Origin of the sequence: Viridibacillus sp. NPDC093762 (assembly GCF_050279675.1) — a bacterium.
Classification (GTDB): Bacteria; Bacillota; Bacilli; order Bacillales_A; family Planococcaceae; genus Viridibacillus.
In genome coordinates this window covers 64,958-90,579 of the sequence record NZ_JBNNUK010000015.1, presented here as the reverse complement: position 1 = coordinate 90,579, position 25,622 = coordinate 64,958, and the positions used below count along the sequence as shown (strand labels likewise).

General features: G+C 34.0%; 27 protein-coding genes and 2 pseudogenes. 9 read left to right on the top strand and 20 right to left on the bottom strand.

Features of this window, described 5'->3' with window-relative positions:
* Positions 1-205: 205 nt before the first annotated feature.
* Complete coding sequence (locus ACQKM9_RS16680; protein ID WP_427735484.1) at positions 206-1,021, bottom strand: ABC transporter permease; 816 nt, start codon at positions 1,019-1,021, stop codon at positions 206-208.
* Positions 1,018-2,046 carry an ATP-binding cassette domain-containing protein gene (locus tag ACQKM9_RS16675; RefSeq protein ID WP_427735483.1) on the bottom strand — a complete coding sequence of 343 codons (1,029 nt, stop codon included), beginning with the start codon at positions 2,044-2,046 and terminating at the stop codon, positions 1,018-1,020. Before ACQKM9_RS16675 ends, ACQKM9_RS16680 begins: the two co-directional genes overlap by 4 nt.
* 479 nt (positions 2,047-2,525) lie before the next feature.
* Here ACQKM9_RS16675 and ACQKM9_RS16670 point away from each other — a divergent pair, with 479 nt between their 5' ends.
* The gene (locus tag ACQKM9_RS16670) at positions 2,526-3,056 is read left to right on the top strand and encodes an N-acetyltransferase family protein (protein ID WP_427735482.1); all 531 of its coding nucleotides are present in this window, start codon (positions 2,526-2,528) and stop codon (positions 3,054-3,056) included.
* Between the two features lie 171 nt (positions 3,057-3,227).
* On the opposite strand, the gene ACQKM9_RS16665 is transcribed toward ACQKM9_RS16670, so the two are convergent.
* A complete protein-coding gene (locus tag ACQKM9_RS16665) occupies positions 3,228-3,860 on the bottom strand; it encodes a hypothetical protein (RefSeq protein ID WP_427735481.1) in 633 nt (210 codons plus the stop codon).
* Between the two features lie 579 nt (positions 3,861-4,439).
* Here ACQKM9_RS16665 and ACQKM9_RS16660 point away from each other — a divergent pair.
* The gene (locus ACQKM9_RS16660) at positions 4,440-5,321 is read left to right on the top strand and encodes a DMT family transporter (RefSeq protein ID WP_427735480.1); all 882 of its coding nucleotides are present in this window, start codon (positions 4,440-4,442) and stop codon (positions 5,319-5,321) included.
* A 69-nt stretch (positions 5,322-5,390) separates the two neighbouring features.
* Here ACQKM9_RS16660 and ACQKM9_RS16655 read toward each other — a convergent pair whose 3' ends face one another.
* The gene (locus ACQKM9_RS16655; protein ID WP_427735479.1) at positions 5,391-5,951 is read right to left on the bottom strand and encodes a GNAT family N-acetyltransferase; all 561 of its coding nucleotides are present in this window, start codon (positions 5,949-5,951) and stop codon (positions 5,391-5,393) included.
* Positions 5,952-6,214: 263 nt separating this feature from the next.
* Between ACQKM9_RS16655 and ACQKM9_RS16650 the strand changes: the two genes are divergently transcribed.
* Together ACQKM9_RS16650 and ACQKM9_RS16645 are read left to right on the top strand one after the other, a co-directional pair.
* Positions 6,215-6,604, top strand: coding sequence for a hypothetical protein (locus ACQKM9_RS16650; protein ID WP_427735477.1), 390 nt, complete (start codon positions 6,215-6,217; stop codon positions 6,602-6,604).
* A complete protein-coding gene (locus ACQKM9_RS16645) occupies positions 6,588-7,226 on the top strand; it encodes an O-methyltransferase (RefSeq protein ID WP_427735475.1) in 639 nt (212 codons plus the stop codon). Before ACQKM9_RS16650 ends, ACQKM9_RS16645 begins: the two co-directional genes overlap by 17 nt.
* A gap of 304 nt (positions 7,227-7,530) precedes the next feature.
* Here the strand turns inward: ACQKM9_RS16645 and ACQKM9_RS16640 are convergent, their stop codons facing one another.
* Positions 7,531-8,034 (bottom strand): hypothetical protein, encoded by a 504-nt coding sequence (locus tag ACQKM9_RS16640; RefSeq protein WP_427735474.1) that lies wholly within the window; start codon positions 8,032-8,034, stop codon positions 7,531-7,533.
* 289 nt (positions 8,035-8,323) lie between these two features.
* On the opposite strand from ACQKM9_RS16640, the gene ACQKM9_RS16635 reads away from it, so the two are divergent.
* From ACQKM9_RS16635 to ACQKM9_RS16625, 3 genes are all read left to right on the top strand, one after another.
* On the top strand, positions 8,324-8,899 hold the full coding sequence (locus ACQKM9_RS16635) for a TetR family transcriptional regulator (RefSeq protein ID WP_427735473.1): 576 nt from the start codon (positions 8,324-8,326) through the stop codon (positions 8,897-8,899).
* A 99-nt stretch (positions 8,900-8,998) separates the two neighbouring features.
* On the top strand, positions 8,999-9,349 hold the full coding sequence (locus ACQKM9_RS16630; RefSeq protein ID WP_038182417.1) for a DMT family transporter: 351 nt from the start codon (positions 8,999-9,001) through the stop codon (positions 9,347-9,349).
* A 2-nt stretch (positions 9,350-9,351) separates the two neighbouring features.
* The gene (locus ACQKM9_RS16625) at positions 9,352-9,666 is read left to right on the top strand and encodes a DMT family transporter (RefSeq protein ID WP_427735472.1); all 315 of its coding nucleotides are present in this window, start codon (positions 9,352-9,354) and stop codon (positions 9,664-9,666) included.
* A gap of 115 nt (positions 9,667-9,781) precedes the next feature.
* On the opposite strand, the gene ACQKM9_RS16620 is transcribed toward ACQKM9_RS16625, so the two are convergent.
* Positions 9,782-10,234, bottom strand: a complete 453-nt coding sequence (locus ACQKM9_RS16620) for an SRPBCC family protein (protein ID WP_427735471.1) — start codon at positions 10,232-10,234, stop codon at positions 9,782-9,784.
* 201 nt (positions 10,235-10,435) lie between these two features.
* On the opposite strand from ACQKM9_RS16620, the gene ACQKM9_RS16615 reads away from it, so the two are divergent.
* Positions 10,436-11,005 (top strand): tubby C-terminal domain-like protein, encoded by a 570-nt coding sequence (locus ACQKM9_RS16615; RefSeq protein ID WP_427735470.1) that lies wholly within the window; start codon positions 10,436-10,438, stop codon positions 11,003-11,005.
* A 178-nt stretch (positions 11,006-11,183) separates the two neighbouring features.
* Here ACQKM9_RS16615 and ACQKM9_RS16610 read toward each other — a convergent pair whose 3' ends face one another.
* From ACQKM9_RS16610 to ACQKM9_RS16565, 10 genes and pseudogenes are all read right to left on the bottom strand, one after another.
* Positions 11,184-11,360 (bottom strand): hypothetical protein, encoded by a 177-nt coding sequence (locus ACQKM9_RS16610; protein WP_427735469.1) that lies wholly within the window; start codon positions 11,358-11,360, stop codon positions 11,184-11,186.
* A 144-nt stretch (positions 11,361-11,504) separates the two neighbouring features.
* Positions 11,505-11,639, bottom strand: a complete 135-nt coding sequence (locus ACQKM9_RS16605) for a hypothetical protein (RefSeq protein WP_427735468.1) — start codon at positions 11,637-11,639, stop codon at positions 11,505-11,507.
* A 738-nt stretch (positions 11,640-12,377) separates the two neighbouring features.
* Positions 12,378-13,493, bottom strand: coding sequence for an NAD(P)-dependent alcohol dehydrogenase (locus ACQKM9_RS16600; protein ID WP_427735467.1), 1,116 nt, complete (start codon positions 13,491-13,493; stop codon positions 12,378-12,380).
* Positions 13,494-13,570: 77 nt separating this feature from the next.
* Positions 13,571-14,998 (bottom strand): aldehyde dehydrogenase family protein, encoded by a 1,428-nt coding sequence (locus ACQKM9_RS16595; RefSeq protein WP_427735466.1) that lies wholly within the window; start codon positions 14,996-14,998, stop codon positions 13,571-13,573.
* Positions 14,999-15,246: 248 nt separating this feature from the next.
* Positions 15,247-16,920 (bottom strand): long-chain-fatty-acid--CoA ligase, encoded by a 1,674-nt coding sequence (locus ACQKM9_RS16590; protein WP_427735465.1) that lies wholly within the window; start codon positions 16,918-16,920, stop codon positions 15,247-15,249.
* 301 nt (positions 16,921-17,221) lie between these two features.
* A pseudogene (locus ACQKM9_RS16585) lies at positions 17,222-17,380 on the bottom strand (steroid 3-ketoacyl-CoA thiolase); the annotation flags it as partial.
* Complete coding sequence (locus ACQKM9_RS16580; RefSeq protein WP_427735464.1) at positions 17,353-17,583, bottom strand: hypothetical protein; 231 nt, start codon at positions 17,581-17,583, stop codon at positions 17,353-17,355. The gene ACQKM9_RS16580 and the pseudogene ACQKM9_RS16585, both read right to left, overlap by 28 nt.
* A 77-nt stretch (positions 17,584-17,660) precedes the next feature.
* Complete coding sequence (locus ACQKM9_RS16575) at positions 17,661-18,698, bottom strand: CaiB/BaiF CoA transferase family protein (RefSeq protein ID WP_427735490.1); 1,038 nt, start codon at positions 18,696-18,698, stop codon at positions 17,661-17,663.
* A 172-nt stretch (positions 18,699-18,870) separates the two neighbouring features.
* A pseudogene (locus ACQKM9_RS16570) lies at positions 18,871-19,419 on the bottom strand (acyl-CoA dehydrogenase family protein); the annotation flags it as partial.
* A complete protein-coding gene (locus tag ACQKM9_RS16565) occupies positions 19,392-19,919 on the bottom strand; it encodes a TetR/AcrR family transcriptional regulator (protein WP_427735463.1) in 528 nt (175 codons plus the stop codon). The pseudogene ACQKM9_RS16570 and the gene ACQKM9_RS16565, both read right to left, overlap by 28 nt.
* A gap of 934 nt (positions 19,920-20,853) precedes the next feature.
* Here ACQKM9_RS16565 and ACQKM9_RS16560 point away from each other — a divergent pair.
* Complete coding sequence (locus tag ACQKM9_RS16560) at positions 20,854-20,979, top strand: hypothetical protein (RefSeq protein WP_427735462.1); 126 nt, start codon at positions 20,854-20,856, stop codon at positions 20,977-20,979.
* Between the two features lie 637 nt (positions 20,980-21,616).
* Here ACQKM9_RS16560 and ACQKM9_RS16555 read toward each other — a convergent pair.
* The 4 genes from ACQKM9_RS16555 to ACQKM9_RS16540 all read right to left on the bottom strand — a co-directional run bounded on the left by ACQKM9_RS16555 (position 21,617) and on the right by ACQKM9_RS16540 (position 24,933).
* A complete protein-coding gene (locus ACQKM9_RS16555) occupies positions 21,617-22,033 on the bottom strand; it encodes a VOC family protein (protein WP_427735461.1) in 417 nt (138 codons plus the stop codon).
* Between the two features lie 66 nt (positions 22,034-22,099).
* Entirely contained in the window at positions 22,100-22,708 is a 609-nt protein-coding gene (locus tag ACQKM9_RS16550; protein ID WP_427735460.1) for a hydrolase, read from the bottom strand.
* Positions 22,709-23,446: 738 nt separating this feature from the next.
* Complete coding sequence (locus ACQKM9_RS16545) at positions 23,447-23,866, bottom strand: N-acetyltransferase family protein (protein ID WP_427735459.1); 420 nt, start codon at positions 23,864-23,866, stop codon at positions 23,447-23,449.
* 26 nt (positions 23,867-23,892) lie between these two features.
* Complete coding sequence (locus tag ACQKM9_RS16540; RefSeq protein WP_427735458.1) at positions 23,893-24,933, bottom strand: serine hydrolase domain-containing protein; 1,041 nt, start codon at positions 24,931-24,933, stop codon at positions 23,893-23,895.
* Between the last annotated feature and the right edge of the window lie 689 nt (positions 24,934-25,622).

Sequence of the window (25,622 nt, the reverse complement as noted above, 5' to 3'; positions counted from 1 at the left end):
TCATATGGATAACTCACTCTTGTTCCCATAAAAAAACACCTCCTAATTGAATTTTAGGTATCTAAACCCGAATTCAATCGAAGATGCTTTTTTTAATTGTCTATACTTTTGGGGTCAGTCCCAATTACTCAAAACACACTTTTTTTTATTCTATATTAAACTTTTTACCGTAGATAATGAGAACGAGTAAAAACCGTCTATTATCTTATGTCCGGCGCATATATGCACGGACCGTAATTGGTGCAAAAATTGCTACAATGACAACTGCTCCTATAAGGGAAGCAATCAGGTCCCAACCTACTGTGCCAGAATTGGCAAGATCTCTAACAGCGGTTACGAGATGCGAGATCGGGTTAATTTTCACAAACCATTGTAGCCAGTTAGGCAATGTATCAGCGGGCACAAAAGCGTTTGAAAGAAACGTTAGCGGAAACAGCACGATCATCGAGATACCCTGTACACTTGAAGCAGTACGCGCAATGACACCGAAGAAAGCAAAGATCCAGCTAATTGCCCAGGCGCATACAATAACTAGAAGCGCGGCTAAAACAACGTGACTTAGCCCTCCTTCTGGTCGATACCCCATGATATAACCCATAGTAAAAGTGAGTACTGTCGCAATTGTATAGCGGATAGTGTCAGCCAACAAGGCTCCCGCCAATGGTGCAATTCGAGCGATGGGTAGTGACTTGAATCTATCAAAAACGCCCTTATCCATATCTTCACTTAGTTGCACACCCGTGACGATTGAAGTCGTAATTACGGTCTGTACTAGAATACCGGGAATGATGACAGCTAAGTAGTTTTGCACGTTCCCCGAGATAGCTCCTCCGAAAATGTAAGTGAACATCAGGGTGAAAATGATCGGTTGGAGCGTGACGTCAAACAATTGTTCCGGAGTACGTCGAATCTTCAATACACCACGATAAGCCATTGTTAACGAATTACTTACTGATTGTTTAAAGCTCGTTTTCTTTCGTAGTTGCCGCCCAGCAACCTGCTTTATAGAAGAACCTCTCATACTCTACCCTCCTCCACTTTATCAGATTGATTGGACGACTTAGAAGCATCATCCTCAGCACCATGACCGGTGATGGTCAAAAAGACCTCGTCTAGTGTTGGTTTCTGTACACTCATCTCATCTAGTCTGATTCCTTTTTGCCGGAGAGCAATCAGTAGATCTGTGACTCTGTCAGCATCCGCCATTGGGGCAGTTATCTTCCCTACTTCCGAAGAAATTGATGTCTGAACTTTAAGCACTTGTTCAATGGTTTGACGAGCGTCCTGTATGTCCCGCGGATTTTGAATGCTCAAATGTAATGATGAGGTTCCGACTGAAGCTTTTAGTTCATTAACTGTCCCCTCTGCTACAACTCGGCCATGATCAATAACAGCAATCCGATCTGCCAATTCATCTGCTTCTTGCAGATACTGCGTTGTTAACAGTACGGTTGAACCCGTTTTGACTAATCGACGAATAGTATCCCACATTTGATTTCGTGTTCGAGGATCTAACCCTGTAGTCGGTTCATCCAAGAATATCAGCGGTGGTTGAGCAATAAGACTTGCTGCTAAATCCAGTCTACGACGCATACCGCCAGAGAAGTTTTTCAACGGACGCTTCGCAGCTTCAGTTAAACCAAATTCCTCTAACAATTCCGCCGCCTTATTTCGAGACTCTGCACGACTTAACCCTAGTAGTCTGGAGAAGATGATTAGATTCTCCGTAGCACTGAGTGACTCATCTACTGAAGCATACTGACCAGTTACCCCTATCAATTGACGTACAATATGTGGATCTTTCGCTACATCGTACCCGAAAATGCGTGTCGAACCTTCGTCAGCTTTCAAAAGAGTCGCCAGCATTCTGATTGTGGTAGTCTTACCTGCCCCATTTGGTCCAAGTACACCGTAAATAGTACCTGCACGTACGTTCAGGTTTACACCATCAACTGCACGATTGTCTCCAAAATTTTTGACTAGTCCACGTGCTTCGATAGCCCATTCACCATTCGCCGTTGCTTCCCTTCTATTTTGAATACTCATTGTAATTCCTCCTTCTTAGAGCAGATTTTTGCATGTCACTCCATCACACACCAAGAAGTTCCCCTGCATTTTTCTTTCTCTAAATGTTCATAAACGGATAATACATCATATTCATGAACTGAATATGAACTCTAGAAGAACAACGAATATTATTGTGTTTTAAAGGGTGCGACCATTTGAATAATAGGATTATGTACGGCGAAAGTATAAGATCGGATATTTATTTTAAGCCTGCATATCCCTCGTCTATCTAGTATAAATTAATTAAAAGGCGCTCATTTATATGATACGGTTCAACTACATAACCCTAGATGTTGAAACTAAAACCTAAAGTTGAACGATTCTAGAAGATTTGCTAATCTGTTATTAACGAAGAAGAACCCATTATCGGAAAATCGATTAGTTAGTCTTCATTATTTATTGAAATATAGTACCAATCTTTTATATCCATCTTATATAGAGAGAAGTTGATAGTTATCATGAAAGTTCGTTTAAAAAATGGCAATGAAGTAACGATAAAAGAAGCTACTAGAAATGATGCTCAGCAAATGAGTAATTTCTACAATGTCGTAGGTGGAGAAACAGATTTTCTTTCATTCGGAAAAAATGAATTTAATAGAGATGTGGAGGAGTATAAAAAGTTTATAGATTCTACTTCAATGGAACAAAACTCTATTATTTTAATTGCAACTTTAGAGGATGTAATTATAGGCATAGCATCTATTAATTCTAGCCAAAAAGATAGAACGAAACATGTAGGAACATTAGGCATTGTTGTGAGCGAACAGTTGGTTGGACAAGGTTTAGGTAGAAAATTGATGGAAGAACTGATTAAATGGGCAACTTCAAATGGGGAGACTAAAAAAATTAGTCTCGTAACGAGAGAAGATAATGTTTTCGCCATTGAATTGTACGAAAAGCTCGGCTTTGAAAAAGAAGGACTCATAAAAAAAGACAATTTCATTAACGGAATTTACTATAATACGTTAGTGATGGGATTGTTTATTTAAATTTTGCAGACTACTTCTTAAACTTTGCAAATTAGGCCGCTCAATGACAGATCAAAGTAAATCTAAAATCATATTCCAATTCTTTAAACATAAATAAAAAGAGAAATGATAAAAATATCATTTCTCTTTTCTCATTTACATAGGGTACACTAATACGCTTATTCCAAATACTTAGTAAATAAAGTAAAGATCCTCTAACACATATTTACCATTTTTTAATTGAGAAAAACTAAATTTTATAGTAACAGTTCCAAAAGCATCGAATTCTTTTGGTCGATATTCATAAGTAAATGTAGCAAATCCTGTTCCTTTATAAGTACTTTCAACTTTAACCTTAGAAGTTGTGACTTTGTTCAGAGCCTTTGAATATGTAGATAGCGTTTTCTTGGAATTGACTTTTCTCATGCCCTTTATTTTTCGACTGTAATTGTCATTTACATATTTGTGACCAAGTAAATAGTCGTTTTTTCCATGCTCAGCTACGTGTTTGTTAACATACGAATTGAAAGATGTAGTTTTTCCTGTATTAAGGGAATTACCATAGATTTTCATAAGTTTAGCGGCTTCTGGTTTTAATTCACTTGAGACTTGTTTCATGCTGAATTTCTTTGGGTAAGTTAGTACTCCTTTTTTCGAAACCGTCGCAGATACTTGTGTAACAGCTGCAGATTTAGTTATTTGCTGTGTTTTATTTGTTGCAGCTTGAGCTTCTGCTCCGACTCCCATCGAACTTAATATTAGGGTACCTGCTACGATCATTGACATGACCATACCTTTTTTTAGTTTCTTTCCACTTTTCTTCATCATATCCCTCAATTCCTTCTTTTTATAACAGATATTTATTTTCTATAAATATCCACATTCACAAATTCTAACACAATATAACCATTTTTTAGCACGATTCACAATAAAATAGGTTAAAACTCCCATTAATTTGATTGTAATAGTTAAATTGCACCAACTCAATTTTATGTAAAATTTACTATATTAAGTCCTATCACCTAACGTAGAATTTTAATAATTGATAAAAGAAATATCCTGTAAGTATGAATTTCTTTTCTTAACACTGTGAAATTTTGTTTTCATTATTTTTTCTAAACATAACATACTATGTTGGATTTTAACATTTTTGGCACTAAATCAAAAGATTAGAGGTTATAGTCTATAATAATCATCATGTAAAGATAAACTAAAACAAGGTGACCCAATGCGCGAATATCATGGGTCACCTTATTTTCGCTTAATTCAAGAACACTCAATGTTCTACTTTTATAATAAAATACAAAAAAGAGATACTTTATAAGTGTAATATTCTCTATAATATGATGTACAATATATAAGACTTTGTTCAATTTTATAGACAACTAGACAGGAGTACACATCATGCGATCTTCACTTTTTTCATATATAGCGCTCTTCTTTGCTGTATTTGCATTATCAACTTCTGCTATTTTTGTAAAAATAGCAGATGCCCCACCAGCTATTACTGCTTTTTATCGCTTATTTTTTGCGATGCTCATATTGTTACCTTTTTTAATAGGGAAAAAAAATTATAGACAAGAACTTGTTGGTTTAACTAAGAAGCAATGGGGATTAGGGATACTTTCCGGCCTATTTTTAGCCTTTCATTATGTATTATGGTTTGAATCATTAGAATACACATCTGTTGCTAGTTCAACAGTAATAGTAACATTGCAACCTCTATTTTCAATGGTTGGAGGTTATTTTCTATTTAAAGAACGCTTTTCGAAAGGGGCTATTATTGGTTGCTTTGTAGCGATTTTAGGTAGCCTTATCATTGGCTGGCAGGACTTACAAATAAGCGGCGACGCACTATACGGAGATATTTTAGCCTTTATCGCAGCAGGCATTATTACCGGGTACTTCTTTATAGGACAATCTGTTCGGAAGGAGTTATCTCTTATTCCGTACTCAGTTATAAGCTATGGGAGTAGCGCTATATTTTTGGCCATCTATGCAATTTGCCTGAATGAATCATTTATTAATTACTCTTCAAATACATGGTGGGCTTTAATTGGTCTTGCTTTTGTTGCTACAATTTTAGGCCAGACGATTTTCAATTGGCTGCTTAAATGGATCAGTACTTCTATTATCTCAATGAGTATTTTAGGAGAAACAATTGGCACTTGTATTCTTGCTTACTTCATTTTGGGAGAAGTCATTTCCATAGAGCAAGGAGTAGGTATTTTCGTTATTTTAATTGGTTTAGCTATTTTTTTAGTCCAACAACGAAAGAGAAATTAGACGTAAAAAAACAACGGCGAGTATATCTGCCGTTGTTTTTTTATTCACTTTGCAATAAGCATTGATTTTTCAATAACTACGATTTTTATAATAGATTAAAAAGTCCGTCCATTTGTCATCCTCATAAGAAAACTCTTTTCTCTCACATTCATAGAGATACCCTGCTCTTTCAGCCAGTTTTTTGGAAGGATTGTTATCTACATTTATATGTAATTCAATTCTATGAAAATCTAAAGTCGAGAAAAACAATTCAGTTGCAGCCTTGACACTCTCTATTCCATACCCCTTTTTCCAAAACTGATTATGAATAGAATAACCCATCATCGCCCATTGATAATCCATTCTCAGTATCGTTATTAGCTCCACTTTCCCAACATTCACGCCATCTTCTTTGCGGAAAATCCCGAGGATATACATTTCATCCTTCTTTGCTGATCGATCAAATCCATTTATCCAGTCGATAAACCAATCCTCAGTAGATGTAGTCATATTTAAAGGTTTACCATCATCATATTTGTATTGCGAAGGCAATCGATTATCAAACTGTGCATACCAATTGAGATGATCCTCTTTTTTATAAGGACGTAAAATCAATCTTTCAGTCTCTATTTGTAAATTTGAAATATCCACATTCCTACCCCCTAGTTACATTATTCAACTTTTATGATAATAAAGTTAAGATACAACATTAGCATATTTTACCATATACAAAGGTGGAATGTATTTTTAGAAGCAATTCCTCTTTCACTTCTTCAATTAAAAACAAACCCAAAATACGATTTACCGATTGAAATCTTTATATTCAGATCAAAAATTGACATAATGTATACATTTGTATACAATTAACATTATAATGAATCGTATACATTTGTATACACTCAAGGAGGAGTTTTATGAGAGAGGAAAAATTAAAGGACTTTAAGAGAGAAGGACATCGTCGAGGTGAGCGCCATAAAGGAAGAGGTGGTTCTGGAGAAAGTGGGCCAAAAACTTTTCGTAGAGGGAGAGCCATTGCTTTTTTAGAGAGAATGAATCTTAAACGTTCCACTATTAAGCAGCAGTTAGGTAAACCCGAGTTTCAATCTATTCATCCAATTTTAGTCGGTGAATTAAAAGCCATTGATATGGTAATCAATGAATTTATTCAATTATTTGAAATACAAGAGAATGAAGCCATGGATATTCCAAACAATGATAAAGTAACAGAAAATTTGGGGTTGGATAGTAAAGAATCAGTAACTAATGATGAGGGAGGAATTGAAACTAATGAAACAAATAAATAATTATATCGATTCAGTGTTTCAACATCATTATACTGATTTGGAGGAAGTCATTTCATCCATCGAAGAAAATGGAATGCCCTCCATATCAGTTTCTCCTTCTTCAGGGAAACTTTTAACTATGCTTATATCCATTTCAGGTGCTAAAAACGTTCTTGAGATAGGTGCACTAGGTGGTTATAGTGGTATTTGCCTTGCAAATGGATTCGGAAAAGAAGGAAAATTAACTTCTCTTGAATTAGAAGAGAAATACGCAGAGTTAGCAAACAATAATCTATCAAAAGCAGGCTTTGGAGATCAAGTGTCGTATCTAACTGGTCCAGCAATGCAGAGCCTTGAAAAACTAGTTGAGGATAATAAACGATTTGACTTTTTCTTTATCGATGCTGACAAAGAAAATTATGAAAATTACTTAGAATATTGTATTAAACTTGCTGATTCAGGAGCTATAATAGTAGCTGATAATGTACTTGCTCAAGGTAGTGTAGTAGACCAGGAAGTTAAGCCTAAACGCTATACCGAATTAATGAAGAAATTTAATAAAATTGTGGCTAATCATCCTCAATTAGAATCTATTCTTATTCCAATTGGTGACGGTATGACTATGTCAAAAGTGAAGAAATAATTTAATCTTTTTCAAAATCGCAGACTTAGTTACACAGATTAACTCCCATTTGATTATTTTTTCAAATTGGAGTTTTTCTCATTTGTTATCAAATCTAGGTTTATTTTGTCCATTTTCACACGCTATGTTCATACTACAAATAGTGGGATTTTCAAACCAATTTCCTACTCCTCTAAATTGGTTTCAAAGTATCGCGAGCTTTAAAGATGATATTCAATCCTCTTCCAAACTAAATCAATATAATTTCAGATCCATTGTCGTGAGTAAACCCCTGATTATATGTTGATGAAAGGGGTTTGCTCTTTTAAGAAATGACTGATAGACTACTTTTCTGTATATCTTTATATGCCATCATTCCACTTATAAAAAAACAAAGAAGTATTAATAAAGTAAAGGTAAAAAAGTTAAAGAAGACTGCGTTGGAGTAGATGCTTAGTAAAGGAATTCTCGTCTCTTCGCGGTATATCGGATTTAGTTCGACAAGAAGTGATTTTAATTGAATTGCCCTTATAAGAGTAATGCTTACAATCAAGAACATCCCCAATAAACTTCCAGCGACAATCTTTCGAATAGTTCCCTTCTGCAACTTGCGATACATAAATTCATGCATATAACAGATAGTCATAGAGATGAAAACAATAATAAATGGAAATAAAAAAAAGAATGGAAATAATCCTAAATTACCATTTCCCCCTCCATAATTAGTAGGAGAAATAGTTGTTAAATTAGCAAAAATAAAAGCGCCAATTGTTAAGACTGTACTCAAAATATATATAAAACAATAAAGGTAACTTTTTATTTTTTTCATCTATTCCAACTCCTTAATAATCTACATTGTACATTATTTGGAAATACGAAAATAGTTTGTATAAACATGTACAATTAAAAGTAACTTTATATTTTATCCTCATGAAAACACTCTTTCGATTTAATTTCAAAGTGGACATTTAAAAGAATCATATATCAACAATGTAATTAAACGGATTCAAACGGTAAAAATACTCTTTCATTTCTCTTATCCTTAATCAATATTTTTGACAAACTAACACTTATTCTATAAAATGAATGACAGTCAGTCATGAAATGAGGATTATAAAATGTCAAAACAAGAAAAGATTATTCTTGCTGCTATCGATGTTTTTCGTGAAAAAGGTGTTGAAAAAACAAAAGTATCTGATATTGTAAAATCTGCTGGAATAGCTCAAGGTACTTTTTATTTATATTTCCCATCTAAGCTATCCGTAATGCCAGCAATTGCGACTGTTATGGTAGAGAAAATCATGTCAGAAGTGAACCTTCGCTTCCAAGAAAATGCGCCGATTGAAGGACAACTAGAGCAAATTGTAGATGCTGTTTTCTATTTAACAAAAGAGTATCGTGACGTCTTTGCACTTGTTTATGCTGGAATCACTCAAACTGAGCATTTAAAAGAATGGGAGACCATTTATGCACCTTTTTATGAATGGATGAACAACTTCTTAAAACAAGCTCAAAATGCCGGAGATATGCGCGACTCACTTAATACTGAACGATCCTCTAAGTTGATTATTGGTCTAATTGAATCTGCAGCTGAACAAATTTATTTATATGATGATTTTGATGAAGAAAATGCAACACTTCAAAAACAAGAATTACTCGATTTTTTACATCATGCATTGGGGCTTCGTATTTAAATTATGAAGCTTTCGCGCCATAAAAATGACTGATAGTCAGTCATAATGTACTGACAAAGAAAAAGTTAGCTGAAATTTATTACGAAAGGAATGTTACATATGACTAAAGATTGGATGTATGTTGCTTTAACTTGTTTGTTTGAATTAATTTGGGTCTTCGGTTTTAATACCGCAAGTACTTGGTGGCATTGGGCTATTATTTTGGTGATTATTGCGATAGATTTCCACTTCTTATCTAAAGCTTGCGAGAACCTACCTACCGGAACTGTTTATGCTATTTTCGCAGGGATCGGTACAGTTGGAACGACATTAATGGATGTATTTATCTTTGGTGGAGAATTTAGTTTAGCAAAAGGAATCTTCATGGTTATTCTTGTTGCAGGCGTTATTGGATTAAAATTAGCTGATAATCATACGAATGATGAAAATGATTTGAAAGGAGTGCACTAACGATGGGATGGATATTTGTATTTTTAGCTGCAATGTCGGAAATTGTAGGCGTTATCGGTTTAAAGTTATACAGTCAGAATAAAACAATTCGAAATTTGATACTTTACGTTGGAGGTTTCGGCTTGTCATTTGCCCTCCTCTACACTTCGTTTAACTATTTACAATTAAGTATTGCTTACGCTGTATGGATCGGTATCGGTACTGTCGGTGCCGTATTAATCAATATGATTCTGTTTGGAGAATCCAAAAGCGTAGCACGTGTTATTAGTATTATTGCGATAGTTATTGGAGTAGCTGGTTTGAAGGCTGTTTCTTAATTTTGTAATAGAATATATCATTCATATCGAAGACCCCGTCATTAATTCGGAAACAAGCAAATGGCTGGGGTCTTAGATATTGACTACTAGTTCTTTTTTTATTTCTCATTCAAAGTTATCTTATTCGTTCAGATAATACTTCATCCATGGCTTCTAGCATATTTCGCCATGCTTGCTCCGTTTGTGGCGCAAAGTCTGACCAATCAGGAAGTAATTCATGAGTTAAAGTAAGCTCACATCCTGCCTTAGTTGAAACTATGTCAATGTTAACTCGCGCCGCATCCGGTGATTCTTTTGGAATACCCCAAGTAAATACTAGTCGTTTCGGTCGTTCAATTTCTAAATACTCTCCACGATGGTCAATCTCCTTGCCTTCTCTTAGATCAACAAATGAGAAAGACCCCCCTACTCTTCCGTCAATTTCTACACGTTGAATATCCCCTTTTGGAAACATCCATTTCATTACTTTTTCGCGGTCAATCCAAGCTTCAAAAACCTTATCTGAAGAAATATTAAAGTTATAAACTACAACTGCATTCGTATTTGATTGAGTATTCAGTGAAATCATCTCCTATTAATATAATAAAAAAGCTAGTCATTTATATTGTCTTACTGTAGTTATGTCTATAGCTCACTTTTTGGAGTTAATAACTATGACTAACATAACGGCTCGAGAGTTAGTTCACCATTACAAAAAATGAATAAAAACAATTCTATGAATTTATTGTACAATAACAATTATAGTTAAACCTATTCAGGAGGAATAATATTGTACACGTATTCATATGAAATCCCTAAACACATGTCGATGCAAAATAGATTACCACTTACAGATGAATATGGTAACGTTCATTGTTACATAAAAAAGCGCAAACCACGAAAATTGACTCGTATTGTAAATAATTTATTTAGTCTTACTCTTAATTATTGCTTTGAAGCAGTGGATCGAAATGAAAAAATCATTTATAGTATAAGTGCTTTAAAATTTAAATTAGACTACAAGTTAACAACACCTTTTCAAAAAATAGTTCTGCAAAGAATGCGTGAGCAATTAATCGAAAGTAAATATACTTGGCAATATAATTCAGATACATACGTATTTCTACAACACTATTCATTAGAAGTACGTTTATTTAAAAATGATGAAGAAATTGCTACATTGAAGCTTCTAGACACTAGGAATTCGGATGAGTTAGATAATGTAAGCATCACTCTTTTAAAAGAAGATGATGCCAATTTAGCAGCATTAATGGCCGTCCTCTATCATAGTTTGTATTACTATAACCGTTATGATAGTACACTTTTAGGTACATCTATTTCCCTTCTTGATGCCATATAGAACAGAAACACTTTCTATAATCGGCTTTCAAATATTCATATTTATTAAAAAAACCGTTCAAATTCTTGAACGGTTTGCTAATTTTTATATGATTATAAAATCTTAATCAAATATGGGCTCTCTAATTACATTTACGATGAATTAGAATAAGGAAGTATATTTCTTCTAATTTACTATTTTAAAAATCCACCAATACAAGAGGGACAATTGAGTTAATCCGAATCAAACGTTCAATTTCAGTTGCCAAAGACCAATTAGAAAAGGTCTTCGTGTAACATCCCAAAGTAGTAATTCCGTTAATATCTGTTGGGTCAGGTACGCAATTGATAACTCGGCTTTCTTCTTTTCCTGTCATTTTATATCTTTTGATTTTTCCCACACTGTAGCTTGTCTGCGGTTGATGAAAGTTTTTGCAAAACGGGTCGGAACAATAATTCAGTTGAATATCATATGTTTTCTCTTTCCAATGCAAGTGGACAGGGCGAAAGGCGTAATTAATTTATGTTGTTTTCATTTTTTTATCGGAAAGGGTGTCATAGTCTTCCTCCCGCTGTTTCATTTCTGTTGATGTGATGTTTGGCTCAATACGGCATATAAGGTCTGTTGTGGTCGCCAGACGTTTTATTTTAGTCATCACTTAACCCCAATTCGCGTTTTATTCTTTTATTACTCCGTTTACTTTCTACAAATTTTATAAAGTCATGATCTTTTAGTAAATGAGGCAATGTTTCTTCAATTATTTGAGCAGGAGTTAAACCTGTATAGTTTGAGAAATGTTCTAAAATTTTTTCGTGACTGATACGATAACCTTAGTGTTACATCTTCCGCATTGGGGTATTTTGGATTAATTTTCATATCAGTACATCTCCTACTATTCGGTAAATTTCTGTATGCCCATTTGTATGCAAAAATGTAATGCAATTTGTAGGAGTACACTCGCTATTGTACACTTACATTTTCATATACAAATTGTATTACAAATTTACTAATAATTATAACCAAAATCCCTTTATATCAAACAAAAATGACCATCAAATTGGCACACAATTTGTCGGTCATTTTGCATTACATTTTTAATGTTTGCGATAGGTAACGGAACCCGTTAAGAAAAACGACTCATTTTTCTACACCTGTTTATTTTAGAGACTTATTAGAAAGCCCCTCCGTTTTCCTTTTTGCTTAAAATACTGATTTGATTCACTATTTTTAAGAATTAGGCTGAATATATCATGATTTTATCCCTTTGGATACAGCTTCTAACGTGAGTGAAATGTTGATAGTTTTTTGATATTTCAGAAAACAAATAAAACATATTTACTCTTAATTTTCTATTCTTTTACTAACCTATCTATACTTTCAGTTTAGGAAATAATTAAACTGAATACGATTCATCCATGATAAGAATTGGTTTAATTACTGAACCATTAACTGAATCAGCCGCAGCTTGATTAATATCTTCGAAACTGTAATACTTCACTAGTTGGTCAAATGCGAAACGTCCTTCTCTATAAAATTCCGCTAATTGAGGAATAGATAATTGTGGAACACCATCTCCCATTATTACACCTTTAATACTTTTATTCATTAAAATCAAATCAAATGTTGGGTTAAATTCTAAACTGTTTTCAGAAACAGCAATCGGTGCAAATGTCCCACCTTTTGCTACAACTGTTAATGCGGTTTTCATTACAGGACCTACTCCCGTTGTATCAACAGCGTAGTTAACTCCTAATCCATTTGTTATTTCATTGACTTTTTCAATTGGATCTGTAATTTTACTATTGATAACGTGAGTTGCTCCAAGGCTTTTAGCAATTTCTAATCGACTATCGTGAATATCTACTGCAATAATAGTAGAGCATCCTTGTATTTTCGCAGCCATCATCGCAGCTAAGCCAACTGCTCCTGTCCCAAAAACAGCTATGGATGAACCTACTGTTGGTTGTAATCCATTAATAACAGTACCACTACCTGTTAAAAAGCCACAGCCCAATGGTCCGATAAGACGTAAATCTAAATCCTCATCAACTTTTGTTAAGTTACTCTCATGTGTTAATGAATGTGTTACAAAGGATGAGTGTCCATAGAAATTCCCTACTTGTGTTCCATCTTCTTTATAGAAAGTATGACTACCATCCTCTCGCACACCCGCTAAATTTAGTTCTGACCAATCATTGCAAATTGCAGGATGCCCAGTACGACAGCTTGGACATTGTCCACAATAAGCGTAAGACATTACTACATGATCTCCAACTTGGAATGATTTTACATTACCTCCTACTTTTTCAACAATACCCGAACCTTCATGACCTGGTACCATTGGAAAAGGTACTCCCAGTCCACCTTTTCTAATTGTTTCATCCGACATACACATACCTGAAGCTACCATTTTTACTAACACTTCATCTGGTTGCATTTCTGCTAATTGTAATGTTTCTATTTGATAATTTTGACCTGCCTCATTAATAACAGCTGCTCTTATCTTCATCTATAACTACCTCCTGAATTTTCTTAGAATATAAAACACTCATATTTAACATTACTATTTAATAGAGACTACATTTATTAAATTATTTTTTTATTAACCAAAATGGTTTTTGAATTCGTGTACTCCTTTAAACCGTCTATGCCGTTTTCAATGCCTAGACCAGATTGTTTATGTCCGCCAAAAGGAATATGTGGAGAAAGTACACCAAACTCATTAATCCAGACTGTACCTGTCTCAATTCTTTCAGCTATAGATTGGGCTAACTCAAGATCTTTCCCCCAAACCGATCCTCCCAACCCGTATTCACTGCTATTTACTTGTTCAATAACTTTGTTGATATCACTATACTTCAACACAGGAAGTACTGGTCCAAATGCTTCTTCAACCACTACTCGTGAGTCTACTGGAGGATTGTCCACAATTGTTACTGGAATGAAATATCCTGGTTCTTCTTTAATCACTCCACCATGAACAACTTTTGCTCCGATGTGTTTCGTATCTTCAATTAAATTTATTACCTTTTCATATTGCATTTTATTTTGAATAGGGCCTATTTCAGTTGTAGGATCAGAACCATCACCAATCTTTACAGTTTTTGCGTAATTTACTAGTTCCGTTAAAAATTCATCATATATATCCTTATGAACATACATTCTCTTAGTAGCTATACAAATTTGTGAAGTATTTTTAAATGCAGCCCAGAATAATTGTTTAACAACTTTCTTTGGTTCTACATCAGGTAATACGATAGCTGCATCATTTCCACCTAATTCTAATGTGACACGTTTCAAGCTAGAAGCAGCACTTTGCATTACTTTTTTACCTGTGCTAGTAGATCCTGTAAAACTAACTTTATTCACGTCAGGATGTTCTGTTATCCACCTTCCTAAATCGTCACCACCGGAAATAACATTAAGTACACCTTTTGGAAAAATACTTTGAGCAATATCACCAATTCTCAACGAAGTAAGCGGTGTATATGGGGATGGTTTTACAATAACAGTATTCCCTGATAGTAGAGCAGGAGCAATTTTCCACATAGAAAGCAAAACAGGGAAATTCCAAGGGACAATTGCGCCTACTACTCCAAGGGGTGTATAATACCTTTCAACAAAATGCTCTTCTGTATCTTCAATAACCTCTCGATTCAAGCGCTGTTTGGATAGCTCAGTTAACCAATAATATGCACCATCAATTTCTTCAAAAGCTCCTTTGAGAGGTCTGCCCATTTCTAATGTAAATAGATTAGCCAATTCTTCCCTATTGGCATAGATGGCCCCAGCAAATCGAGTTAACAGTTCTGCACGTTCATCAATTTCCATAGCTGACCAACTCGGAAATGCTGCTCTCGCTGCTTTCACTGCGTCATTTAAAAGTGCCTCACTTGCATTAGGAACATATGCAATTACTTCTTCTGTAGCAGGGTTAATTACTGGAAGCAAATCTTCCGTAGTTACACTCTCACCATTAATTGTCATTTGAAATTCACTTTTTAGGTTCAACAATATTTATTCCTCCTATTATTTTAAGTCTCAACTTTTTCATATAAAGTATTCCATACTCTATAAGAACTTGAATTTATCATGATATTTAATTCTATAGATGTAACTTACATGAAGATTAACGTTATCTGCTGCCCTTCCTATTATTCTTAATTAAGGAGTTACAATGTTTGGCTCTGGGTCAAAAGTATCCATTTTTAATTTATTCCAATATATTAGGAAGCCCGTTCAATAAATTGAGCATTTGAAACTTAATATACGCTTTCAGTATCCAAATATAAATTTTCGTACTTCTTCACAATTTCTTTTTTATTAAATTTACCAACACTCGTTTTTGGTATTTCTTCTACGAAAAGAATCTGATCAGGGAATTGCCATTTGACAAAATACTTAGACAAAAGAATCTCGAACTCTTCTTTTGGAATCGTTTTGTTGTCTTTTGTTACTACTAGTGCAAGCGGGCGTTCCTGCCATTCTGCGTGCGGGATTCCAACAACTACTGCATCAAGTACTTCAGGATGTCCTATTAAAGTATTCTCCATATCAATTGAAGAAATCCATTCGCCTCCGCTCTTGATGACATCTTTCATTCTATCTACAACTTTCACATATCCATTCTGATCAATTGTCCCTACATCACCACTTCTCCAGTAGCCATTCAAGAAATTACTTTCAGTTCCTGCTGCATTGTGGTAAGAACCTGTAATCCAAGGACCTCTTAAGCAAATTTCACCCATTGCTGTGCCATCCTGCGGTACTTCAGCTCCTGTATCGGAATTAAGTAATTTTAAATCTATCCCTGTAACCGGCATTCCTTGCTTTCGTCTTAAATCCCATTGTTCTTCTTCTGACAAATTATTTTTTAAAGAAGTACTTAAATGGTAATTGACTGCAACCATAGGCGTGGTTTCTGTTGCACCATAAGCATGAATAATTTCTGCCCCTGTCAACTCTTTAAAACCTCGCATTAAGGAAACTGGCGGTTCTGATGCACCAGATAAAAACCTTGCCTTAGAAAGATCCGGTTTATTCTCAAGCGACTGAATATACTGAAGCATTGGATGGAAAATAGCCGGTGATCCTGCGGTAAGTGTAACATTTTCTTCAATCATCAGATCTACGAGAGGTGAAGTATCTTCTGCTCCAAAGCGACCTGGGAAAGTAATTTTTGCTCCCATCATTACTGCGGCGTGGATAAGGCCCCATGAATTACTATGGAACATCGGTACAATCACTAATAAACTGTCATTTCTGTTTACACCAATCCAAGCAGCTTCTAACATAGTGTGAAGGTATATATTACGATGTGAATAATAGACTCCTTTAGGTCTTCCTGTCGTTCCCGTTGTATAGCAAGCACTATAAGCAGTTGTTTCTTCTATCATCGGCCAATCATAATCAGCACTTTCTATATTTATCTTTTCCTCAAAATGATAGATGGGTGATAGACTTGTATTAATTTCACTCATCGGTTTATCTGACATGACAATGAATCCTTTTACTTTTTCTAAACTTGGTGCAATCGCTTCAGCTACAGATAGTAACGATTCATCAACAAAAATGTAATTGGCTTCGCTATGATTCGCCACATATGATAAATCCTCTGGTGAAATACGTACATTCATTTGCAGAAGAGTAGCCCCAATCCCAGGTATTGCAAAATATAATTCAAAATGTCTCTTTGAGTTCCAATCTAAAACTCCAATTTTATCACCAGGCTTAACGCCTAACTGATTTTCTAGGAAATTAGCTATCTTCATCATACGTGTATATGCATCCTTATATGTGTAACGATGAAGCTGATTGTTACTTCGATAAATTATTTCTTGTTCTGGAAAATTACGTGCACCATGTCGTATTAGAGTCGTCGTGTTTAATTGATAGTCATTCATGGATGTAGATGGGTAGCCTTTTATCATTTTCATAATTATGTTCCTCCTCATTCAATTTAAAAATTTATTAGTCTTGGGTTTAATATAAATTAACTATTTTTATTTTTCAGAATATTTTAAAAAAAAAAAAAAACAATCTTATTTATATGCTGTATTATTATCCATTTATCACAGCATTCGTGGTCCAGGTTAAATTTCCCTTCTGAATTCCAATCGAATTGTTCAGTTACCTCTGTCTAAGAAAAATTATTAAAATACTAGTTATAGTCCAGTTGTACACCCCCTATCTAAGTTATTTTGGTTACCGCCGTCTAGCAAATAATACGCCTATTTACTAAACTACTCGTTCAATGATTGTTGCATTTGCCATTCCTGCACCTTCACAAATAGTTTGTAACCCATAACGCCCACCAGTTCGTTCTAATTCGTGCATCATTGACACCATAATACGTGCACCTGTTGCACCTAATGGATGACCGAGAGCAATGTCACCGCAGCAATTGTAGATTTTTCTAACTGTGCTAAAGCGGTTAATAGAAGGACCAGCGATTCCATATAAGCGCGGCTAACAGGCGCTTTATTTGCTTCTTCTGGAAACTCTTTAATATTTCCAGTTAATATAACCGCACATACATGTGGATCATGTTTAATCCTATCAATTGCTTCAGTCAGCTCTTTTACAATATTTTTTGACAATACATTCTACGACTGAGGTTCATTTAATGTAATTACTGCAACGTGATTGTTAATTTCTACTAAAACAGCTTCCACTATTACTGTGATACACTCAACGGACGAATAATTTGGTCGTTATGCTCTCCTAACCTTGGTGCACTTGTGCGGATGGAGCCCGGTGTTCTTGATAGTTTAATGGGGATACCGATTTGTTTCACACTACCGTGATCATGTGTAACATCTATAATCATTTCTCGCACCTTAGTTTGTGGATTTTTCACTACCTCATCAAAAGTTAAAACTGGTGACACACAAGTGCCTACATTTTGAAATGCTTGCATCCATTCTTCCAGCGTTCTTTCAAGCAATATTGCTTGAATACACACACGCATTTTTTCTTGTATATCACTTGGGGCATTCAATTGCTCAATAAGTGCCTCTTTGCCAATAACTTGACAGAACGGTCGCCAAAACTTCATTTCAAGTGCTCCAACAGATAAATGTCGGTCATCCTTTGTACGATATACACCATAGCAGGCTAGACCTCCACTCAAATATGGCTCTCCGCGTTTCGGCACTTCTTTGTTAACCAAATATTCTGACAAAGATGTTTGTAGCAATGACATTGAGCCATCTAACATAGAGATATCAACAAATTGTCCTTTTCCTGAAACAGTCCGTTCAAATAGCGCTAATAAAATGCCATTAATCGCTTGTTGTGCACCCCCTGCGATATCAGCTATTTGAATTGAGGATAAAATCGGACTTCCTGTTCCTTCCCCTTGCAATTCCATAATTCCGGCATAACTTAAATAGTTCACATCATGTCCAGGCATATCCATGTATGGTCCTGTTTGTCCAAACCCTGTAATCGCACAATAAATAATTTTTTCGTTAATCTCGTTTAATACTTCGTAGCTTAAGCCAAGTCGTTCCATTACTCCTGGTCGAAATGATTCCAATACAATATCAGCTGTTTTCACTAACTCTTTGAAGATTTGCTTACCATATTCACCTTTCAAATCGAGTGTAATACTACGTTTATTTCGATTTAGCGAATGAAACATTGCACCACCCGCATCATCTATTTTTTCGTTTTCCCAACGCATATAATCACCTAGTTCAGGCTCCTCGATTTTAATGACATCTCATTCACCGTCCTGTGTTATATAAAATAAGTTTCTTATATTGAATTAAACAAATAGAGTCTAAAAAACATGAACGATACTTCCAAATTATATTACTATCCTATTTTTCAAAATATGCCCTCATACTACTAAATAGTAGTATGGGCAAAATTATTTTATGCTACAGGCCGATTCTCTTTGCAATAATGTTTTTCATCACTTCATTTGTTCCTGCGTAAATAGATGTAACAGCTGTATCTCGGAAACTTCTTGCAATTTCATATTCTTCCATATAGCCATAACCACCATGTAACTGCATGCATTCTTCCGAAATACGTTTGGCTAAACTACTAACCCACCATTTCGCCATAGATACTTCTGTTACAACATCTTCTTTGTTCATATGTTTCATGACTAAATTATCAACATAATTTCGTCCAATTGAGATTTCTGTTGCAATTTCAGCTAATTTATATTGAGTATTTTGAAAGGCCGATATCGGGTTACCAAAGGCTGTACGTTTTTTCGTATAGTTCTTTGTAATCTCTAACATAATTTCAGCAGATTTAATGCCTGCAATAGAAACCACTAAGCGCTCTTGCTGCAAGTTTTTCATCAAGTAGTAGAAACCTTGATTTTCTTCACCGAGTAATTGATCTGCTGATACTCGTACATCTTCAAAAATTAGCTCACACGTATCTTTTACTTTAAAATTTTTAATAAATCCTTTTGAAAATGACGAATAATATCAGCTTTTGATAAGCGCCCATTAGGCTGATACCACAGTTGAATACTATTTAAAGCTCCTAAAATATGCATCGTGAGTAAATATGAATCTGTCTGTACAAACTTTTTCTCTTCAATACCTTTTGTAATGAGTTCAGTAAATAATAAGAAATATCGCTTTCTTATTCTAATGACTTCAACTATCTGTTCTTTTGCAAAAATATTTTTAGTTCCAAATAATAAATTAAAGGTCTCTTTCTCTTCCAGCACATAATTAATATGCAGGGCTACCATTTGAGAAAATAGCTCTTCTACACCGAGTGGTTGTACCACCAACTCCTCCATGTCTGCAATCGCTTGATTTAATACAAGGTTATGACATTGGAACAGTAGATCCTCTTTATTTCGGAAATAATAATAAAGTGAAGCTTTTGTCATCAATAGCTCTGCCGCAATTTCTTCCATCGTTGCACCTTCATAACCACGTCGATTAACAATTTTCACTGCTGATAATAAGATTTGCTGTTTTTTTATTAAACCTCTTTTTTCGTTTAGTTTAATATTGCTACCTCCTTTCTCTCTCCGAGGAAATATAAATATCTATTTGACGATTAAATCAAAACTGACTATTTTCAACTTTCAACTCAATAAATCTAAAAGTTTAGAAATCCATATACAAAACCATATAAATACCAGAAAACAGTAATAAGTAATAACTTGCCAGTAAAAATTTGAACCTTAGGTTAATTATTACTGGAATTAAATTCAATTGTCAATTCAATTTTTTGAATTTTCGAGTTATATTAGTCATTTTCGAGAATTTAATTCGCATTAAACAGAATTCCATACACCTTCGTTTTGGCATACATTTTATGAATAATTTATTATTTCGGAATAGAGAAATCCTTTATTTTTTTATACATACGAATCAATATAATAGTTCACATTTTACGAAAATCCAGAATTCACCTTCCGAAAAATCCTTTTTTAAAAATTAAGCAGCTTGTTGCAAAACGATGTTGATTCAATTGACAGCGAATTTTGATGGAATTATCAATAACTCAATCAAATAAACATCAACAATTCATAAAATAAATACCACAAAACGACATTGGTTTTATATTTTTCTGCTAACAGCTATTTTGAAGTTACGAATGATTTTACTACTTTAAAGTAGAGTACCGCATGAAAGGTTTAAAACGATTGCTAGGGATAGATGAACAATGTGATATCGCAAAACATACAGAAAGAAAATATCGTCAAATATTTATTGATTGGAAGTGAAAGGATTACTGTTATGGGATCATATAAATTATTTTAATAAGTTAACTGGTTAACCTTATTGATAAAAAAATCCGGGGATGTAACCTGTACAAATAAGTATAAAAGCATCCTAGAAGAGATGAGTTCTAAATGTATAGCTTGAGGGGAAATGCCTATGAAGAATTTTCGTACTATTAAACAAGCAAAGAAAGAGCTCCAAGTCTATCTGGATTACAACTATCTGATAAAACAGTATGAACTAAAAAAAATTATGCAGCGTGGGGTTCAGGAATATGCATAAAAATGAGGTATCATACAAATAGCAGTAACCTAAACCGACATGGCTTCCGTATTGAGAATTGTGCCCTCGAGTCACGAGATATAACTCAAGTCTTTATCATTCTTAGCCTCTGACAATGCCCTTCACACAGAAATTTGGCCACTCTATTTGAAGAAAAACAATACCAAGAGAGCCTGTCTAATCCTTATATTCATCTTTTAAGAATACGACAATCAAACCTAATTTACTTTAAGCTATTAGAAACAGATCACTTACTCTCCAAATTGCTCACACATTTGCTCACATAATAATTTTTTGAGTTAATTTTATTTAACTCAGTTATTTTGAGGGTCCGCAAACACCACAACTATGGATGATAAAGTTAATATCAAAACAAAAACAGCAAAATTAAAGGTATATTGTTTGTTTCTCATATTTTTGATTACTACCTTATTTTATCAGTTAAGATAATTTGCCCGATTCATATATATTATTAGTAATTTGTCGAATTGAATTTGAAAAAAGAGCAGTCTGAACAGCTCAATATCCTTCTATTCCCATTGTGAATGTCGTTATGGTGAAATAAAAAAGATGATACCTGTTAAGGCATCATCACTACGAAAATTAAAATTTTATAAGATAACTTAAACCGAAAAGCTTATCCCTGATTTATTGCACTTTCATCCATATAAGCTATTTCCCAGATATGGCCGTCTAAGTCCTGGAAACCCCATATATACATGAATCCATGGTCTTGAGGGTCACTATAAGATATACCTCCAGATGCCAGTGCCTTATTTACCAACTCATCCACTTGATCCCGATTTTCAGCAGATAAGCAGAAAATCGCTTCTGCAGAAGTGGTAGTATCCGTAATTTCCTTCTTGATAAACTCTTTGAAACGATCTTCAACCATTAACAATGCGAAGATATTGTCGCTAATGATCATAGAGGCTGTGCTCTCATCACTGAATTGTGGGTTGAAATCAAAACCTAACTCTTGAAAAAACTTGAAGGATTTGTTCAGATCTTTCACTGGTAAATTGATAAAAATATTTTTAGATTGAAAAGCCATTTTTTATCACCTCTAAGTTGAAATTATCACAGTAAATAAAGTCGTGTCAAATTCACAATAAATAGATTAAGGAAGTAAGTATTTTATGTTCAATAACCCCTTATCAACTGATGTCTCTATATAACCAACTATCTGATCAAACGTAAATACATTAAGTCTTTCTTTTATCACTTCCTTATCGTACTGCATATCGCGTAATACATAAGGAATAAATTCTTCAACATCTTTAGACTTAACCTCTTGCAAATCCAATATTGGAGGAAGATTACTGAGCATTTTTCTCAATTCAACTGTAAAACCATAGTATTCTAATAATTTTCCATTCAGTAATCGAAAATCATTATGGTATAAATTAAAAATTTCATTATTAGCTTCCATTCTATTTTTCAACCAAGGAAGATAAAAACCTTTCAGCCATATATCATCAGCGATTAAATGTGTATAATATCCCAAAATATAATGACTTTCTACTTGCGCATGATATTTATGTAAAAAACCTTTATAATCAATGCTTCGTGAATAATCCTGTACTTCACCTTTAAAGTAATGTGATATTTCTTTTGATGAAACAGCATCTGGCGCAATGCCTCCAAGTAATAATGGTGTTCTATCTTCTATCGACAGACACTCTGCAATTCTATTAGCGATAACCAAGTGCATTATTCTTGAACCCATAATTCTCCACACCCTTCGATAAATTCTTTAATTATTTTCCTCATTAGTTTAATAAGAAGAGGAGCTGACTATGTAGCCCGTGTTCTTAGGTTAAAAAAGATTCTTCCTAATCCCATGCTTAAAATCATGATTATTATTGAAATGAAGTATCCAATTTTCCAACTTTCAGAACTTTTGATTAGCATGAAAACGATAAGGATAACTATGAATATTCCTATTAAAAATAATAGTATTCTTAATTTTGGTTTGTAGTTTTGAACAGTTGTCATACCATTTGCATGAAAAATATTGCTAATTGTCAAGTAACTTGCAGCCTCCACTAGATGAAATAAGGCAAAAGAATAAAAAAAGAAAACTAAAATTGAATTATTAAACTCCATCGTTAGTAAAAGGACGGTACAGGAATACCAAAAAGCAGATTCACTATTATTCCCGCTATGCCAATATAAAAGTATTGACTACTATTTAGAGTTATCGCCTCTTTTTCATTAACAGGATGTGGTGTAGAGAAAAAATAAATAGAATGGTACATGAACCTTAAAAGGATTGTCTCTGCATTTATATTTTGCAAATAAGATCCCCAGTCCAACTTCATGTAACCAAATCACTAAATATAAAGCACAGTACCCAAATATAAATTATAAGTAAGTCACTTATTTTCACCTACTCCGAATATATAATATTTCTTCATCCAAAAGATTGCCTTCCTCGTTCTTTAAGTGAAGAAGTTCACAAAACTTAATTAGGGTTACTAAAAACCCAGATTTTGAACTCGTCACTTTGTTCTTGTAAATTCCAACCTGATTTATAATAATATTCATTAAAATTGGCATCAGTAGGACATAGGGCAACAATAGGTAAATCATTTAACTTATTTAACATCTTTTTTAACAACCCTTGACCACGATAAACCCCGCTTATTGCAAATTGATACAAAGAAATTTTGTTTTGTGTTTTTTTGGGGTAAAACCGAAATGCTCCTACTACTTGACCTTCTACTGTTGCCACTATCATTTGCTTTCTTCTTATAGCTGCTTTAATTCCAAGAGGACATAAAAACTCTTCAGAATAAATAGCACTGTTATTACGATCTAAATTTTCGTTAAAGAAATTCACAACTTCAGATATTTGAGTTGGATTCGCTAAAGCTATTTGCATCTTTCTCCCCCCTAAAATAACGCTTTTTATGGCATCAGTGATTTATATATATCTCCTATAATTCCTTCCATTTGATGAACACCTAACTCTGCGTTCGTCATGATAACTGCCCCTTTTTCTATGTGTGAAAATGCTACCATCATACATTGAAAGCCTACTCCCCATCCAAGTGATGTAATTTCTAATTCTCTTTCAGAGCCTTCAAGAAACACGCCTAATCCAGTCCAACTCTTACATTTTTGAGGTGTTATCATTTCTTTTGCTAATCTTTTCGAAATGCCAATTTTACTTTCTCCTTTTAGAGCATTTAGTAGCTCAAGTACTAATTGAGCTAAATCTAAAGAAGTTGTCCATAATCCAGAGGCTGCTGGGTATGGATATATAGGATACTTTCCATCTACTAATTCACCGTTTTTATTATGACCACAAGAGAATTCTTTTTTATCCATCACTAACATTGTTGTTGTATTTAAATGGCTATTTTTCATTCTTAATTGTTTAAATATTAACTCATTCACCACTTGATAAAATGGCTTTTCAGTAACATCTTCAATTAGTTGCTGAACAACACAAAATCCTGCATCTGAATAGTGAAATTCACTCTCTGGTACACACTGTACTTGAATAGGAGCTTTACAATAAGAAGTTTTTCCCTCTAATAATTCAACCATCGAAGGAACACCTATTTTTGAATTTAGTTCAAAAAAACCACCTTCAGGGTCCTTAATTCCAGATTGATGACTAAGTAAATTTCTCAATGTAACGCATTTATTTTTAGTGAATTCATTTTCTGGTACTTTCCACGATACAAGCCTTGTATTTATATCCTCATCTAAATCAAGAAGTCCCTCCTCTATTAGCTTTAAAGCAATCATTCCTGTTAAGAACTTGCTAATGGAACACGAACTAAAAATAGAATTTTCAGTTACTTTTCTATCACTTTCTACCTCTAGTAAACCGTAATTTTCTGTTCTGCTAATTTGACCGTTCTCAAGCAATGCAATACTTATACCTAGGACATTATAATGTTTCATTTGTTCTTCAATGTTGACATTTTTTAATTTCATATTCATCCCCCTACAATAGTGTTATTAATAAAATCATAACACGAATACACGTTCTGTTGTATGTATTTGGAAAAAATAATAAAAAAATCCCTCTATAGTTCGATAAAAAAAATGTGCTTCCAAAGCAACCCAATGGAATTTCACTAACGCACCCGTTAGTTGAAAAATAGAAATTTTTGATTCGATTCAATAAAACAGAAATAGGTATCTGAATTAAAATATCAGGTTTCTTTTTAGGGATGCAATAAGTGCAACTTTGTTACTTTCGTTCATTCTCGCATTATTTCCAACAATCACTATAAAAGGCCTCCATTTTACTCAGCTAAATGGAGGCCTTTTATTAGGTTACAAGAAGTTTCACTTTTAATCCTTCAACAGAAACAAATTCACCTTCATATTCCTTTAACTTAACAAGGGATTCATCAATTTCAACTAAAATGAGTAAAGCAAACAGAACTGACCCAGTTGTTCTGCAAATTTCGAGAATAGAAACACTAAGAACTCAACAATTACAAGTGTCTATGTTAAAGACTTATATTTGAATAGAGCAGAGAAAATAGCTTAATCCTTTTCAAATTTCAAACAAAGTCTCTACTGCTTTTTTAACGTATCTGAAGAAATTGGGGTTTGTAATCATATATTCCTTAACATTGCAAATGCTCATTTTCCTGACGCTACCTCTATAATGT

What these genes read in the sequence shown, in the direction of transcription:
- ACQKM9_RS16680 (WP_427735484.1), bottom strand. Translation starts at nt 1,021, where the DNA reads ATGAGAGGTTCTTCTATAAAGCAGGTTGCTGGGCGGCAACTACGAAAG.
- ACQKM9_RS16675 (WP_427735483.1), bottom strand. Translation starts at nt 2,046, where the DNA reads ATGAGTATTCAAAATAGAAGGGAAGCAACGGCGAATGGTGAATGGGCT.
- ACQKM9_RS16670 (WP_427735482.1), top strand. Translation starts at nt 2,526, where the DNA reads ATGAAAGTTCGTTTAAAAAATGGCAATGAAGTAACGATAAAAGAAGCT.
- ACQKM9_RS16665 (WP_427735481.1), bottom strand. Translation starts at nt 3,860, where the DNA reads ATGAAGAAAAGTGGAAAGAAACTAAAAAAAGGTATGGTCATGTCAATG.
- ACQKM9_RS16660 (WP_427735480.1), top strand. Translation starts at nt 4,440, where the DNA reads ATGCGATCTTCACTTTTTTCATATATAGCGCTCTTCTTTGCTGTATTT.
- ACQKM9_RS16650 (WP_427735477.1), top strand. Translation starts at nt 6,215, where the DNA reads ATGAGAGAGGAAAAATTAAAGGACTTTAAGAGAGAAGGACATCGTCGA.
- ACQKM9_RS16645 (WP_427735475.1), top strand. Translation starts at nt 6,588, where the DNA reads ATGAAACAAATAAATAATTATATCGATTCAGTGTTTCAACATCATTAT.
- ACQKM9_RS16640 (WP_427735474.1), bottom strand. Translation starts at nt 8,034, where the DNA reads ATGAAAAAAATAAAAAGTTACCTTTATTGTTTTATATATATTTTGAGT.
- ACQKM9_RS16635 (WP_427735473.1), top strand. Translation starts at nt 8,324, where the DNA reads ATGTCAAAACAAGAAAAGATTATTCTTGCTGCTATCGATGTTTTTCGT.
- ACQKM9_RS16630 (WP_038182417.1), top strand. Translation starts at nt 8,999, where the DNA reads ATGACTAAAGATTGGATGTATGTTGCTTTAACTTGTTTGTTTGAATTA.
- ACQKM9_RS16625 (WP_427735472.1), top strand. Translation starts at nt 9,352, where the DNA reads ATGGGATGGATATTTGTATTTTTAGCTGCAATGTCGGAAATTGTAGGC.
- ACQKM9_RS16620 (WP_427735471.1), bottom strand. Translation starts at nt 10,234, where the DNA reads ATGATTTCACTGAATACTCAATCAAATACGAATGCAGTTGTAGTTTAT.
- ACQKM9_RS16610 (WP_427735469.1), bottom strand. Translation starts at nt 11,360, where the DNA reads ATGACAGGAAAAGAAGAAAGCCGAGTTATCAATTGCGTACCTGACCCA.
- ACQKM9_RS16605 (WP_427735468.1), bottom strand. Translation starts at nt 11,639, where the DNA reads ATGACTAAAATAAAACGTCTGGCGACCACAACAGACCTTATATGCCGT.
- ACQKM9_RS16600 (WP_427735467.1), bottom strand. Translation starts at nt 13,493, where the DNA reads ATGAAGATAAGAGCAGCTGTTATTAATGAGGCAGGTCAAAATTATCAA.
- ACQKM9_RS16590 (WP_427735465.1), bottom strand. Translation starts at nt 16,920, where the DNA reads ATGAAAATGATAAAAGGCTACCCATCTACATCCATGAATGACTATCAA.
- ACQKM9_RS16560 (WP_427735462.1), top strand. Translation starts at nt 20,854, where the DNA reads ATGAAGAATTTTCGTACTATTAAACAAGCAAAGAAAGAGCTCCAAGTC.
- ACQKM9_RS16555 (WP_427735461.1), bottom strand. Translation starts at nt 22,033, where the DNA reads ATGGCTTTTCAATCTAAAAATATTTTTATCAATTTACCAGTGAAAGAT.
- ACQKM9_RS16550 (WP_427735460.1), bottom strand. Translation starts at nt 22,708, where the DNA reads ATGGGTTCAAGAATAATGCACTTGGTTATCGCTAATAGAATTGCAGAG.
- ACQKM9_RS16545 (WP_427735459.1), bottom strand. Translation starts at nt 23,866, where the DNA reads ATGCAAATAGCTTTAGCGAATCCAACTCAAATATCTGAAGTTGTGAAT.
- ACQKM9_RS16540 (WP_427735458.1), bottom strand. Translation starts at nt 24,933, where the DNA reads ATGAAATTAAAAAATGTCAACATTGAAGAACAAATGAAACATTATAAT.